Annotated in this window: 10 protein-coding genes; 4 read left to right on the forward strand and 6 right to left on the reverse strand. The window is 67.7% G+C overall.

Annotated elements, in window-relative coordinates:
- Positions 1-2 precede the first annotated feature (2 nt).
- Together Q664_RS07305 and Q664_RS07310 are read left to right on the forward strand one after the other, a co-directional pair.
- Complete coding sequence (locus Q664_RS07305; RefSeq protein WP_043391445.1) at positions 3-1,184, forward strand: efflux RND transporter periplasmic adaptor subunit; 1,182 nt, start codon at positions 3-5, stop codon at positions 1,182-1,184.
- Positions 1,181-4,318 (forward strand): efflux RND transporter permease subunit, encoded by a 3,138-nt coding sequence (locus tag Q664_RS07310; RefSeq protein WP_043391414.1) that lies wholly within the window; start codon positions 1,181-1,183, stop codon positions 4,316-4,318. The genes Q664_RS07305 and Q664_RS07310 overlap by 4 nt, the downstream gene beginning before the upstream one ends.
- A gap of 126 nt (positions 4,319-4,444) precedes the next feature.
- On the opposite strand, the gene Q664_RS07315 is transcribed toward Q664_RS07310, so the two are convergent.
- The gene (locus Q664_RS07315) at positions 4,445-6,340 is read right to left on the reverse strand and encodes a M4 family metallopeptidase (protein ID WP_043391416.1); all 1,896 of its coding nucleotides are present in this window, start codon (positions 6,338-6,340) and stop codon (positions 4,445-4,447) included.
- A 278-nt stretch (positions 6,341-6,618) separates the two neighbouring features.
- On the opposite strand from Q664_RS07315, the gene Q664_RS60635 reads away from it, so the two are divergent.
- Both Q664_RS60635 and Q664_RS07325 read left to right on the forward strand, forming a co-directional pair.
- Positions 6,619-7,137, forward strand: a complete 519-nt coding sequence (locus tag Q664_RS60635) for a hypothetical protein (RefSeq protein ID WP_235216590.1) — start codon at positions 6,619-6,621, stop codon at positions 7,135-7,137.
- Positions 7,134-7,952, forward strand: coding sequence for a hypothetical protein (locus Q664_RS07325; protein ID WP_043391421.1), 819 nt, complete (start codon positions 7,134-7,136; stop codon positions 7,950-7,952). The genes Q664_RS60635 and Q664_RS07325 overlap by 4 nt, the downstream gene beginning before the upstream one ends.
- Before the next feature lie 18 nt (positions 7,953-7,970).
- Here Q664_RS07325 and Q664_RS07330 read toward each other — a convergent pair whose 3' ends face one another.
- From Q664_RS07330 to Q664_RS07350, 5 genes are all read right to left on the reverse strand, one after another.
- Complete coding sequence (locus Q664_RS07330) at positions 7,971-8,864, reverse strand: DUF2381 family protein (RefSeq protein WP_075207364.1); 894 nt, start codon at positions 8,862-8,864, stop codon at positions 7,971-7,973.
- Positions 8,865-8,886: 22 nt separating this feature from the next.
- Positions 8,887-10,593 (reverse strand): serine/threonine protein kinase, encoded by a 1,707-nt coding sequence (locus Q664_RS07335; RefSeq protein WP_084609595.1) that lies wholly within the window; start codon positions 10,591-10,593, stop codon positions 8,887-8,889.
- Positions 10,594-10,698: 105 nt separating this feature from the next.
- Positions 10,699-10,935 (reverse strand): hypothetical protein, encoded by a 237-nt coding sequence (locus Q664_RS07340; protein ID WP_043391428.1) that lies wholly within the window; start codon positions 10,933-10,935, stop codon positions 10,699-10,701.
- A 64-nt stretch (positions 10,936-10,999) separates the two neighbouring features.
- A complete protein-coding gene (locus tag Q664_RS07345) occupies positions 11,000-12,700 on the reverse strand; it encodes an ABC1 kinase family protein (RefSeq protein ID WP_043391448.1) in 1,701 nt (566 codons plus the stop codon).
- A 67-nt stretch (positions 12,701-12,767) separates the two neighbouring features.
- The coding region (locus Q664_RS07350; RefSeq protein ID WP_043391449.1) for a Na+/H+ antiporter NhaA at positions 12,768-13,591 on the reverse strand (824 nt) is incomplete at its 5' end.

The raw sequence follows: 13,591 nt of genomic DNA on the forward strand, positions 1-13,591 counted from the left end.
AGATGCGTGTGGTGACATGGGCACTGGGCGCCGCGCTCGTCCTGGGGACGGGGTGTGGTGGCAAGCCGTCGGGAGGCGCTCCAGCGGCACAGGGTGGCGGCAAGGGCGGAGGCCCCGGTGGCCGTGGACCGATCCAATTCCCCGTGGAGGTGCGGCCCGTGGAGTCGCGGGACGTGGAGTACGTCGTCTCGGCGGTGGGCTCGGTGGAGGCCTTCGAGCAGGTGCAGATCACCGCGCGCGTGGCGGGCGTGGTGGAGCAGGTGCGCTTCATGGAGGGCCAGTCGGTGAAGAAGGGCGAGGTGCTCGCGGAGATAGAACCCGCGCGCTACGGCATCGCGGTGCGCGCGGCGCAGGCCTCGCTGGAGAAGGCGCTGGCGGCGAAGGCCGAGGCGGACGCGGCGGCGGGCCGGCGCGCGGCGGCCAACGAGGCGAAGCCGGGGCTGCTGCCGGCCGAGCAGATCGACACGGCCGAGGCCCGGGCGCGCACCGCCGCGGCGGATGCGAGCGCGGCGAAGGCGGCGGTGGATCAGGCGGAGCTCAACCAACGGGACGCGTACGTGAAGGCCCCCATGGAAGGGGTGCTGCAGACGCGCACGGTGCAGACGGGGCAGTACGTGCAGCCGGGCACGGTGCTGGCCACGCTCCTGCGGAGGGATCCGCTGTTGCTGCGCTTCACGGTGCCCGAGTCGGACGTGGGGCGGGTGAAGCCGGGCATGCCGGCGCGCTTCACGGTGCGCTCGGACTCGCGCACGTACATGGGGAAGATCAGCTACGTGGCGGACGCGGCGGATCCGGCCAGCCGCATGGTGAAGGTGACGGCCGAAGTGCGCGGTGAGGACGCCAAGGCGCTGCGGCCCGGGGCCTTCGCCACGGTGACGGTGCCGGTGGACACGGCCCAGGGAGCTCCGGTCATTCCCCAGACGGCGGTGCGCCCCAGCGAGCGCGGCTTCCTGACGTTCGTGGTGCAGGACGGCAAGGCGCGCGCGCGCGTGGTGGAGCTGGGCCTGCGCACGGCGGACGGACTCGTGGAGGTGCGCGAGGGCCTGAAGCCCGGCGAGCAGCTGGTGGTGCGGGGGGGCGAGGCGCTGAAGGACGGCGCCGGGGTACGGATCGCCGAGGAGCAGAAGCCCGCCTTCACGGGTGAGCCGCGCCAGGAAGCGAACACGGGAGGCGTGGCCCGATGAGCATCACGGACGTCTGCATCAAGAAGCCCGTCTTCGCCTGGATGCTGATGGCGGCGACCATCCTCTTCGGACTGGTGGCGGCCGGGCGTATCGGCATCAGCCAGTTCCCGGACGTGGACTACCCCGTCATCAGCGTCAGCGTGAGCTGGGAGGGGGCCTCGCCGGAGGCGGTGGAGACGGACATCATCGAGCCGCTCGAGGAGGCGGTGATGCAGGTGGAGGGCGTCAAGGCCCTCACCTCCCGGGCGAGCCAGGGCGGTGGCAGCATCTCCGTGGAGCTGGATCTCTCGCGCGACGTGGACAAGGCGCTGCAGGACGTGACGGCCAAGGTGAGCCAGGCGCAGAACCGCCTCCCGCGGGACGTGGATCCGCCGGTCATCTCCAAGAGCAACCCCGAGGACAACCCCATCATGTGGCTGGGCGTGTCCGGCCCCTTCTCGCGGCAGTTCATCTCCGACTACGCGCGCTACCGGGTGAAGGAGGTGCTGCAGACGGTGCCGGGCGTGGGCGAGGTGTCGCTGGGGGGCTCGCTGGATAGAAACGTCCGCATCTGGGTGGATGCGCAGAAGCTGGACGCGCGGGGGCTGACCGTCACCGACATCGTCACCGCGCTGCAGCGCGAGCACGTGGAGCTGCCCGCGGGCCGCATCGAGACGGTGGGCCGCGAGGTCAACGTCCGCGTCATGGGCGAGGCGTTGGATCTGGAGACGCTGCGCCACCTGGTGGTGCGCGAGGGCAACGGCTCCCCCATCTACCTGTCCGACGTGGCGCTGGTGGAGGATGGCTTCGAGGACGAGCGCCGCATCGCCCGCGTGGACGGCCAGCCCGCGCAGGGCCTGGGCATCCGCAAGCAGCGTGGCGCCAACGCGGTGGCGGTGGCCCAGGGCGTGCGCGCGAAGCTGGCCGAGCTGCGCAAGGACGCGCCCGAGGGCCTGGACCTGGGCGTCAACTTCGACTCCACCCAGTTCATCGAGGAGAGCGTCCATGAGATCGAGTTCGAGCTGCTGCTGGCCTGTCTGCTGACGGCGCTGGTGTGCTGGGCGTTCCTCGGCTCGCTCTCCAGCACGATGAACGTGATCCTCGCCATCCCCATGTCGCTGTTGGGCACGGTGGCGGTCATCTACTTCCTGGGCTTCACCCTCAACACCTTCACGCTGCTGGGCCTGTCCCTGGCGGTGGGCATCGTGGTGGATGACGCCATCATGGTGATGGAGAACATCTTCCGGCACGCGGAGGAGGGGAAGAACCGGGTGGCGGCGGCGAGCGAGGGCACGCGGGAGATCACCTTCGCGGCCCTGGCGGCCACGCTGGCGGTGGTGGCCATCTTCATCCCCGTCATCTTCATGAAGGGGGTCATCGGCAAGTTCTTCCTGCAGTTCGGCGTGACGCTGTGCGTGGCGGTGCTGCTGTCCTACGTGGAGGCCATCACCCTGGCGCCGGCGCGCTGCGCCCAGCTGCTCAAGACGGGCCGCGAGGGCCGCAGCAAGGTGGGGCTGGCCGTGGACAAGGCCTTCACCTGGCTGGAGCACCACTACGGCAAGGTGCTGGCCCAGGGGCTGAAGCGGCCCTGGTGGGTGCTGGGCGGCGCGGTGGTGCTGCTGGCGCTGTCCGGCTTCGCCTTCAAGAGCCTGTCGAGCGAGTTCGTCCCCTCGCAGGATCAGGGCCGTGTGATGATCCGCATGCAGACGGCGGTGGGCAGCACGGTGGGCGAGACGGACCGCCTCTTCCTGCGGGCCGAGGAGTTCCTCCGCAACCGGCCCGAGGTGACGCGCCTGTTCGCCGTGGTGGGCGGCGGTGGCGGCGGGGTGAACGGCGGCATGCTGTTCGTCACCCTGCTGCCGCAGGACCAGCGCATGCCCATGTCCGAGTTCAGCCAGGTGGTGCGCAAGGAGCTCAACTCGTACCCGGGTCTGCGCGCGGTGGTGATGGATCTGTCGCAGAGCGGCTTCACCGGCTCGCGCGGCTTCCCGGTGGAGTTCAGCGTGCGAGGCTCGGACTGGGAGCGGCTGATCGAATCCAGCACGGACATGCGCGAGAAGCTCCAGGCGAGCGGCAAGGTGGTGGACGTGGACACGGACTACCAGGTGGGCATGCCGGAGCTGCGCATCACCCCGGACCGGGCGCGCGCGGCGGACCTGGGCGTGTCCATGCAGGACGTGGGCTCCACCCTCAACGCCCTGGTGGGCGGAGTGCGCGTGGGCAAGTACAGCAGCGGCGGGCGCCGCATCGACGTGCGGCTGCGCCTCCTGAAGGATCAGCGCTCGCGGCCGGAGGACCTGTCGATCCTCAAGGTGCGCACCGCCTCGAGCGAGCTGGTGCCGCTCTCCTCGCTGGTGACGCAGGAGGAGCGTCCGGCGCTCCAGGCCATCACCCGCAAGGACCGTGAGCGCGCCATCAGCATCTACGCCAACGTGGCCCCTGGCTCCACGCAGCAGGAGGCGATGGAGACGGTGCAGCGGCTGGCGCGGGAGCTGCCCGGCGGCACGCGCGTGGTGTTCGGCGGCTCCAGCGTGGCCTTCCAGGAGTCGATGGACAGCCTCCTCTTCGCCCTCTTCCTGGGCATCGGGGTGGCCTACATGGTGCTGGCCTCGCAGTTCAACTCGTTCCTCCACCCCGTCACGGTGCTCACCATCCTCCCGCTGTCGGTGGCGGGAGCGGCCTTCGCGATGTGGGGCACCAACACGACGCTCAACATCTTCAGCATGATCGGCCTGCTGCTGTTGATGGGCATCGTGAAGAAGAACTCCATCATCCTCGTGGACTACGCGTTGCAGCAGCGCGAGCTGGGCGCCAACGCGGTGGAGGCCATGCAGCGGGCGGGGCCGGTGCGCCTGCGGCCCATTCTCATGACGTCGCTGGCGACGATGATGGCGGCGGTGCCCGCGGTGCTGGCGCTGGGCGCGGGCAGCGAGACGCGCGCCCCCATGTCCGTGGCCGTGCTGGGCGGCCTCTCCGTCTCCACCGTGCTCAGCCTGCTGGTGGTGCCCGCCTTCTATGTGGTGGCGGACCGGCTCAAGGCGCGGCTGGGTCGGCTCCGGGGTGGCTCCGGGGACTCGGACGAGCACGGCCCGGGCTCCGGTGGGGAGTCCGTGTCCGTGGTCGAGGAGGACAAGCCCCGGCTCGCGGGGAGCTGAGCCTCGCGGGAAGCACGGGGGCCTTCCGGCCGCGCGGCGTGCCAACGGGTCCAACAGTCGGACCAGTTGCTCACCATCGAGACCGGAAGGCTGACACCTGTGGGCATGGAGCCCGCGAGCCGCGGGTCAGTACGTGCCCTTGAGTGAAACGCCAGAGTAGGCGCTGTAGCCGTTGAGCATGACGTGGTAGCGGCCCGCCGTGGGCTGCGCGGCCATGTTGCACGTCTCGTTGTTGCCGCTCAGGTAGGGGCGGCAGCCATACGAGGAGGTGCTCGGCTGCGAGCCGAACTTCACGTACATGTCCACGTCGCCCGTGCCGCCGCTGATGGTGAAGGACACCGGGCGGCTGGCCGGCACATCCAGGTAGTAGAACTTCTGCGAGCCGGCGGCGCCAGACTGGTTGAGGAGGGCCACGCCATTGGTGAGCGCGGTGGCGGGAGCGGGGGGCACCGTCACGCCCACGCCCACGGCCTCCCAGGCCCTGGTGACGGCGGTGTGCTCCGCCGAGCCCGTGCCATAGAGCATCACGGCCGCCTGCTCCGTGTATGTCTTCACCTGGGCGAAGTTGGTGGAGGCCGTCATCAGGTCCGAGTTGGCCTTGTAGAAGATGGCGCCGGCCTTCTGCACGCCGGTGGCCGGCACCAGGGTGGTGCTCTTGCCGCGCGGGTGGGTGCCGCCCTTGCTCAGCAGGCAGAAGGCCAGGTTGGCGATGCCCGAGTTCCAGTGCACGCCGCCGCTGTCGGACGATCCGATGTAGCGGTCGGGGTAGTAGTCCCTGGACGCGCCGTCCAGTGCCGGATCGCACATGTAGCGGAGCGCGTCACCCGCGGTGGCCGGAGTCCATATGTCCTCGGCGATCTTGAAGACGTCCGCGCTCGTGCTCCAGGCGTTGCTCCAGCTCTCGCAGTAGGCGGTGAAGACGTCGGCGAAGCCCTCGTTGAGCGCGCCGGGTTCGAGCGCGTACGTGAGGTTGGACTCGGCGCTGATGATCGCGTGGCTGTACTCGTGGTTGATGACGTCCATGTCGTTGCACAGCGGGCCCGAGTTGACGCCGTCTCCGTCGCCGCAGACCATGGTGGTGCCGTTCCAGAAGGCGCCCACGTAGTTGTTGCCGTAGTGCACCGTGGCCGTCAGCGTCGCCCCGGCGTTGTTCACCGAGTCGCGGTTGAAGTTGGCCTTGAAGCAATCATAGAAGGTGCCGAGGTTGGCGTAGGCCTTGTCCACGACGGGATCGCCCGTGGTGATGCCTCCCTCGTTGAGCATCAGGGTTCCCGGCAGCATGGTGGTGTTGTTGGCCGAGTACACCCGGCGGTTGCGCGCCTCGTGGATGTCCGAGGTGCGCTCCTCGATGGAGCCATCCAGGGCGTTGACGAAGACATGCTCCCGGATGGGCTGCTCCCCGTCATTGCCCGCCACGAGGACCTCGAAGACGAGCTTCAGCCGTCCATCCGCGCTGGAGCGGACGTAGACGAGGCGCGGGACCTCCTCGGCTTGGACGGTGCCTGGGGTGCTCTCGAGCGCCGTGGCGCGAGCGGCCTCGGGCGCGATGCGGGCGCGGAAGGGGACGGACTCGCCATCCCGGGCCGAGCCGTTGACGGCATAGACGACGCCATTCTCGTCCACGTGCGCGATGAGCTCGTGGCCCACGACGGGCAGCCCGTTCTTCGTCTGCTCATAGCGGATGTGGGTGTGGCCCTGCTCGTCCACGGAGAGCCGGCGCACGACGAGGTCGGAGGCGTTGAGCCGGAAGACGGGGGTGATGCGGGACAGGGCGGAGCTGACGTGCGAGTGGGCCTCGGAGGTGGAGGCGCCCCGGAGCGCGCTTCCCGAGGTGCCGAGCCGGCCGCGAATCATGTACGGCACACCGTCCTCGTGAGCGCCAATCACCTGGGCCGAGGGCAGGGCGGCGAGGGCCGCCTGGACATCCTCGATGGAGCCAGGGCCGGTGGAAGGCTCCATCGGCTCGGTGTCACAGGCGGTGAGCGCCAGCGCGAGGCTGGCGGCGAGCATCCGGGTACGCATGCGGTATTTCCCCCTGAATGGCGGCGAGGCGCCGCCGAAGCAGGGAAGCATGAATGCCCGCCAGACCCGGAATCAACGAGAAGACGGGTAATGTTGTCTGGTGGACACTCTTCTGGGGCTCGATCAAACGGCGGAGGCTGTAGAGTCCGGAGCGCATGGGTACCTCCTTGATGCATCAGTGGCTGGCGGTTTCGATTCTCAGTTTGCTACTCGCCTCCTGTAGCTCCACCCGCCATGGGGCCAGAACTCCCGAAGGAGCCGGCGAGCTTTCCCAATCCGTGCTCATCATCGAGGAAATGTCCGATGGGCAGGTGGCTCATTCCTGGCAACCCCTGGAGGAACTCGACTTCTCTCGGTACCCATCGCTCCCGAACGAGCAGCGCGTCGCTGGAGCAGTCGTCCCCGCCGCCTGGACTCGTGACTGTGAGCAAGAGCGTGATGGGTGTGAGGATGCCTGCATGAGCAGCAGGATGCGCCCGGGATATGGGCACGTGACCACACCCGATCGCAAGCGCGGGGGGAAGTATGACTTCTGCCGGAAGAAGTGCATGCAGCCCTATCTCGACTGTTGCCGGCTGCGTGAACTCGAGCCTCAGAGGTTCACGGTGATTGCCGATGCGGTCGACTGGTTGAAGAGCCACCGCGAAGAGGTTCTCGTGGGGAGCACTGTCGTCATCGCTGGGGTGGTCTTCGTCACCGTTTCAGCTGGGGCGGGTGCTCTCGTGCTCGTGCCTGTCATGCTGATGGCCTCGTCGAGTCCCTCGGGCGAGCCCGCCACCGCGCAGGTGTCGCAATGACGATCCTCGATACCCTCAACGAGGCACAGCGGATTGTCGGACACTATTGGAAGGAGGAGCAGTCTCCCGAGCAGGCTCGAATCCTGGGTTGTGCAAGAGATGCCTTGAGTTTCATCTGCTCCACCGGTCAACCCTATCGCTTCGAGGATTACCGCAAGCGACTTCAGGCCGAGAACCCGTCTCGAGAGCGTTCACCCTCCGGTACAGACAGGGTACCTGCGATGCACGAACCTTCCCGGGACCTCGCCGCAGAGGGCTTCTTCGAGCGGAGCCGCGACGAACTCCGGTCAGAGCCAGAACGGGCGCTGGCCCTCGTCATCATCGACGCGCTCCGCTTCATCGCCTCGACTGGACAGCTCGACGATTTCAACCGTTATCTCCAGGAACTCGATTCCAACGAGCCACCCCGAGTGGTCGCCTCTTTCGATACACGTGAGCAGGCGGAGACCTGGCTGAAGAACCACCCGAGTCCTCCTCACTGCGCCAGCATCCTGATCGCGGGCAGGTACCACACCGTCGCGTATGATCGTGAGACGAACGGCCGCTACCTGCCACCTTCTCGCGACCTCGAGTACTACCTCGTCAGTCTAAAGCAAGACAGCCCTCCCACCGCCACTGCCTCTTTTGACACGCGCCAGGAAGCCGAGGCATGGCTGCGTGCGCAATCCGCACCACCCAGGCGGACCTGGGCGCTCATCTCCGGAGAACTCTACCTGGCGGTGTATCACCCCAACGTCAACCATCGAGCCCTCTACCCGCTCTCGATGGCCGATGGGTTCGAGATCAACACGGAAGTGGAGCCCGAGAGCACCTAGCCACGCAAGAAGCGAGGCCTACGGAAACCTCACCCGCGGAAGGGTGATGACTCGCGATGTCTCATCCCAGAGCACCACCTTGAACTCACCTTGTAGTTTCTTCCTGCCTGCATTGACTTCCAGGTAGACTGCTTGGCGCATGGTGGGAGCAACGGTATCCACCTGGAGGAACTGTATCCCGGGCACTTCCTCATCGTTGGTGGTGAGCAATGATGCCCGGATGGTCTTCCACGGTGCTGAGCTGGAATTCCTCAGCCACATCTCCACTACCGCGGTCTTGTCTGCGCGGTAGCTGGTGGCGCTGTCGAAGAACACGGCTCCGGCTGGGATGTTGATCTTGTCCACTGGCAGCTCCAGGGTCTGGACCCCGGACCGCCCCACGATGGTGTTGGCAATGAGGCTCCGGAGTCCCTGTACCCGTTCCAGCTGAGTCCGCAACAGTTGGTTCTCGTTGCGGAGTTGTTGATTCTTCGCGCGTTCCTCCTGGGCCTCCTGTTGGTAGGACTCTTGAGGGCGCCTGTCTCGATACACCTCGACCTGCCGGGTGGCTTGTCCCCGGTGGGCCACCAGGAAGAAGGTGATGACCTCCTGGGAGGCTGCGGCTCCAAAACGGACCGTCAGCCGCAAGCGCTCTCCAGGCATCATGTCTTTGGGTGGCACGAAGCTGATGCCACGTTGGCCGCGCAGCACCTCCACGAAACGGACTTCCTCTTGTAACTCCCATGATCCCGGGATGGTGTCGAAGAGGAAGCCCGTCATCATTCCCGGGCTGACGCATATCTCCCGAGCCTTCGTCGAGGGTGTCAACGTCAAATCGATTCGCAGTGAGTCCTCACACGCGACTGCCAATTCCAGGTCAGGAGCACCTTGAAGGACAACCAGGGACAGGAGAAAGGGAAGGGTGGGGAGCACGGTGAGGATCTTTCTGCGCGGCCTAATCGAAACTCGACACCACTGCGACGCTCATGATGTTCTTGACGATGGCTTTCTTGGAGGTGCTGCCGGGCTCCTTCGCGATACCAATCCCCCGCGACGTCGCCAACTCCATGCAGACCGTCACGAGCTCCCCGTTCTGCAATTGGGCGCGCGTGAAGTGGCCATAGACATGGTTCTTCCTGAAGATGAACTCGCCGTACACGAGGCCGTCCGACGGCACCTTCCCCCTGGGAGTGATCACTCGAGCAATGACCGCGCCCTCCGAAATCTCGGTGGTGAGTCCTTGAGGATCATTGGCGGGGATTTCGATGCGCATGTTGTCACCCGGCTCGATGCCGAGTTGCTTCTGGCCCTCCTCCGAACCGGGCGGGCATGGCGAGCTCGGAAGGGGCCCCTCCTTTTCTTTCGGAATGCTCGCGCATCCGGCCCCCATGCAGGCGGCGCCGGTCAAGAGGGTGGCGGCGACGGAACGGACCTTCTGGGATTTGATCATCTTGGGCTCCTGGGTTGGCGTCGCGCTGGCGACGGGCGCGGGGGGAGGTGACGTTTGCGGTCCCGCGACGTGGCCAACTTCTCCCGTCACCTCGGGAGGAGCCAATTCCTGGCGAGCACTGGCTTGTTGCGTTTTTGGGGGGGAGGACGACCCGGAACGTTGGGCGGAAGGAATCAAGACTCCTCCCAGGAGGGCGGCGCCAAGAGCGAGCCAGATCATCCTCCGTGGCGTGGGTGTCTGTTGCTGGGTTGGCGCCTCTGGAGCGGGAGGCGGGGGTGGGGGAGGGGCTGGTGCCTCTTCGCGTCTGACCTCGGGGAACAGGGGCACGCGCCAGGCGCGGTCCGCCTCGCTCCACGCCGTGGAGAGGGCCTCCGCGAGCGCCCTGGCATCCGCGTACCGGTCCTCGGGTTCCTTCTCCAGCATCCGCATGCACAGCTCGCTCAAGGAGCGAGGGACTCGCGGGTTGAGCTCATCTGGCGCTGGGGGCGTCTTCTCGAGGATGGCGCGTACCATCCCGGGGTCGTGCCGGTCCCCGAAGGGAAGCATGCGCGTCAGCAGGCCGTAGGTGACGACCCCCAGGGCCCACAGGTCCTCTGCCGGCCCCATCTGGTAGGGCTCGCCCTCCCATTGCCGGCCGAAGCGCAGCGTCTCGGGGCTGCGATATTCGGGGGTGCCCGGTGGCATCCACTGCGTCAGGCGGGGGGCCCCCTCGAGGCCCGCCGCGCCGAAGTCCACCAGCACGGGCTGCCCGTCCGATTGCCGCACGATGATGTTGGCTTCCTTCACGTCCCGGTGCACCACGCCCAGGGCATGCACGTCCGCCAGGGTGAGCGCCAACGGCAACAGCACCCGGCCCACCAGATCGAGCGCGGTTGGATTCACCTCCTGGACCCACTGGTCCAGCGGGAGGCCCTCCACGAGCTCCAGGGCCAGCACCAGGGAATGCGGCTGCTCTTCTGGCCAGAGGCCATAGCCGTGGAAGCCCACGACATTCGGGTGCCGCATCCGGCGCAGCGCGTCCACCTCACGGTCTCCGCGAGGGGCCAGGGACACCAGCTTGATGGCGAAGGGGCGGCCCTCCCGCCTGGCCCGGTACACGGTGCCGAAGCTGCCGCTGGCGAGCAGTCCCTCAATGGTGAAACCCGCGACCACCGTACCGGGCGCCAACCCCGGCCATGCAGCAGCACCCTGTCCGCCGCTTCCGTCGAGCATCCAGCCTGCCTCCGAAAAGCGCCGGAGGCTACCAGAGCGGTCGCTTCCAGCCCCGGACGTGACGGGTTGGCAGGGTGCGCGAGGGCGGGAGGGAACCCGGTGGGTTCACTTCGACGCGTGCATGTCCTTCGCGTACTGCACGAGGGCCTGCTCGGCCTCCGGTCCCGTCCATCCCAGAGGCACCATGCGTTCCAGTTTCTTCCCGTTCACCGAGACGATGAAGTAGCGATCGCAGCGGTCGCCCTCGCCGTAGGAGATGCCCAGGCGCAGACCGAGCTGCCGCGCCCGGGTTTCGAGCCGGGCCGTGGTGGAGGTCGAGTAGAAGCGTGGGAGGATGAGCACGCCCCTGCTTCAACCAGAAGGCGTTGCCCCTTTGAAGGACCACCTGGGGAGTCACTGCCCGAGGTCACCCTTTACGGTGGGCTGGCCGCTTCTTCGTCAGCCAGCGGCTCACCCGGACCTTCCCGAAGCGTCTGCCGAACAGGTACCAGGTGAAGACCGCGCCGAAGATCGCCGCCGACAGGATGATGCCCAGCAGGCCCAGCACGGGCAGGCCGTGGTACTGCCACGGCGTCTGCGCGAACGAGATGAACGCTCCCACGATGAGCCCGCACGCGCACAGGCCCATGAACATCACGATCGCCGCGCTGCGCAGGTTGTCGTTCAGCTTGTCGAACTGCTCCGCCCGCACCGTCACGCTGAACTTCCCCGACTCCAGGTCCAGCAATATCTGCGACAGCTGCGTGGGCAGGTCCTGCGCCAGCGACTGGAAGCGCAGCAACGTGCGCATCAGTCCGCCCTGGAGCTGGCTCGGATCATACCGGTCCGCCAGCAGCTCCTTGGCGTACGGCATCGCCACCTCGAGGATGTTCAGGTCCGGGTAGAGGCTGCGCAGCATGCCCTCGGTGGACACCGAGGCCCGGCTCAGCAGCGCGTACTCCTTCGGAATCCGGATCCGGTACTTCACCGCCAGGTCCAACAGCTCCCGCATGAGGCTGCGCGCGTCCACCTGGCCCAGCGTCATGGGCAGGTGTCTGCCGAGCAGTCCTTCGATGTCGTCGCGGAAGCCCGCCAGGTTGGCCCGCGCGTCCGGCACGCCCACCCGGTAGAGGATGCGCGCCACCGAGTCGCTGTCCTTCAGCGCCACCGCCAGCGCCAGCATCACCAGCGTCTCCTGCATGGCGCGCGACAGCCGGCCCACCACCCCGAAGTCCAGCAGCGCCAGCCGGTTGCCCTCCAGCACCAGCAGGTTGCCCGGGTGCGGGTCTCCGTGGAACAGCCCGTCCTCGAAGAGCTGCCGGAAGCTCGCGTCCAGGATGTGGCCCGCCACCTCCCGCCGGTCCTCCGGCGACAGCTCCGCCTGGCTGATCTTCACCCCGCGGACGAACTCCATCGTCAGCACCGTCCGGCTGCTGAGCCCGTCGTACACCCGCGGAATCTTCATGTACGGCCGGTTGCGGTTGTTCTCGAGGAAGGCCCGGATGTTCGACGCCTCGTGCACGAAGTCCAGCTCCTCGTGGATGGCCCGGTCGAACTCGTCGATGATCCCCGTGGGCGAGTAGATGCCCGTCTCCTCCACCACCGCTTCCAGCAGCCTCGCCAGCGAGCGCAGCACCACCAGATCCGAGTCGATCTGCTCGGCGATCCCCGGCCGCTGCACCTTCACCACGACCTCCTCGCCCTCCAGCGTCACCGCCCGGTGCACCTGGGCGATGGAGGCCGCCGCCAGCGGCTGGGGATCGATCTGCTTGAAGAGCTCGTCCACCTCGCGGCCCAGCGACTCGCGGATCTGCGCGTACACGTCCTCCAGGGGGACGGGCTCCACGTTGTCCTGCAGCGTGGCCAGCTCCTCGATGTACTCGGCCGGCAGCAGATCCGCGCGCGTGGAGAGGATCTGCCCCAGCTTCACGAAGGTGGGGCCGAGATCATTGAGGAGCATCCGGAAGCGGCGCGCGGTGGAGGCGCGCTGGGCCTCGGGGGACACCTCCACCTTCTCCCGCCGCCCGAGCTGACGCCACAAGCCCGCGCGCTCCAGCCACTCGCCGAAGCCGTGGCGCGCTGCGATGACCCCAATCTGCCGGACGCGGTTCAAATCCTGGAGGAGCACGGTGGCCGGCACCTTTCCACGGGCCCGCCCCGCCCGCAAACCCCAAGAAGGCCCGGTGCCGCCGGCTTCAGGCCGCCCCGGAGGTGGTGCCGGTGACCGGCGCCGTCTGGGGCCGGGGCGTGGGTCCGAAACGCAACACCAGGTAGCCCACCACCGCGGACAGGAGCGAGCCCAGCAGGATGCCCAGCTTGGCCTCCGTCAGCAGGTGCGGCTCGTTGGCGAAGGCCAGCCCCGCCACGAACAGCGCCACCGTGAAGCCGATGCCGGCCACCACCGAGACGCCATGCAGTTGTATCGCCCCCGCCCGCCCCGGCATGTCCGCCAGCCCCGTCTTCACCGCCACCCAGGTGAAGAGGAAGATGCCCAGCTGCTTGCCCACGAAGAGGCCGAGCACCACCCCCAGGGGCAGCGGCTGGAGCACATCCGACAGGCTCATCCCCGCCAGGGAGATGCCCGAGTTGGCCAGCGCGAACAGCGGGACGATGGCGTACGCGGACCACCCGTGCCAGATGTGCACGAAGCGGGTGAGCGGCGGCTCGATGTCCTCGAGCTGCTCCTCGATGTGCAGCAGTTGGTTGGTGCGCAAGGTCTCGTCCTCGGGCTCGCGCAGCAGCTGGCCGATGAACCCGTGCAGCTCCTCGAGGACCAGGCGGCCCCGGCGCACGGGCCGGGCGGGGATCATCATTCCCACCACCACGCCCGAGATGGTGGCGTGCACGCCGCCGTGGTGCATGGTGTACCAGAGCGCGCCGAGCAGCACCGCGTACATCAGCCCGTTGCGCACGTAGAACTTGTTGCACGCCACCAGCACCGCGGTGACACCCAGCGCCGCCAGCAGCCACTCCACGTGCAGCCCCGTGCCGTAGAACATGGCGATGACGAGGATGCCGC

This window comes from Archangium violaceum Cb vi76 (assembly GCF_000733295.1).
Taxonomy (GTDB): domain Bacteria; phylum Myxococcota; class Myxococcia; order Myxococcales; family Myxococcaceae; genus Archangium; species Archangium violaceum.

Bases quoted from the DNA above. Each gene is read 5' to 3' on its own strand.
- Q664_RS07305 (WP_043391445.1), top strand. From the start codon at position 3: ATGCGTGTGGTGACATGGGCACTGGGCGCCGCGCTCGTCCTGGGGACG.
- Q664_RS07310 (WP_043391414.1), top strand. From the start codon at position 1,181: ATGAGCATCACGGACGTCTGCATCAAGAAGCCCGTCTTCGCCTGGATG.
- Q664_RS07315 (WP_043391416.1), bottom strand. From the start codon at position 6,340: ATGCGTACCCGGATGCTCGCCGCCAGCCTCGCGCTGGCGCTCACCGCC.
- Q664_RS07325 (WP_043391421.1), top strand. From the start codon at position 7,134: ATGACGATCCTCGATACCCTCAACGAGGCACAGCGGATTGTCGGACAC.
- Q664_RS07335 (WP_084609595.1), bottom strand. From the start codon at position 10,593: ATGCTCGACGGAAGCGGCGGACAGGGTGCTGCTGCATGGCCGGGGTTG.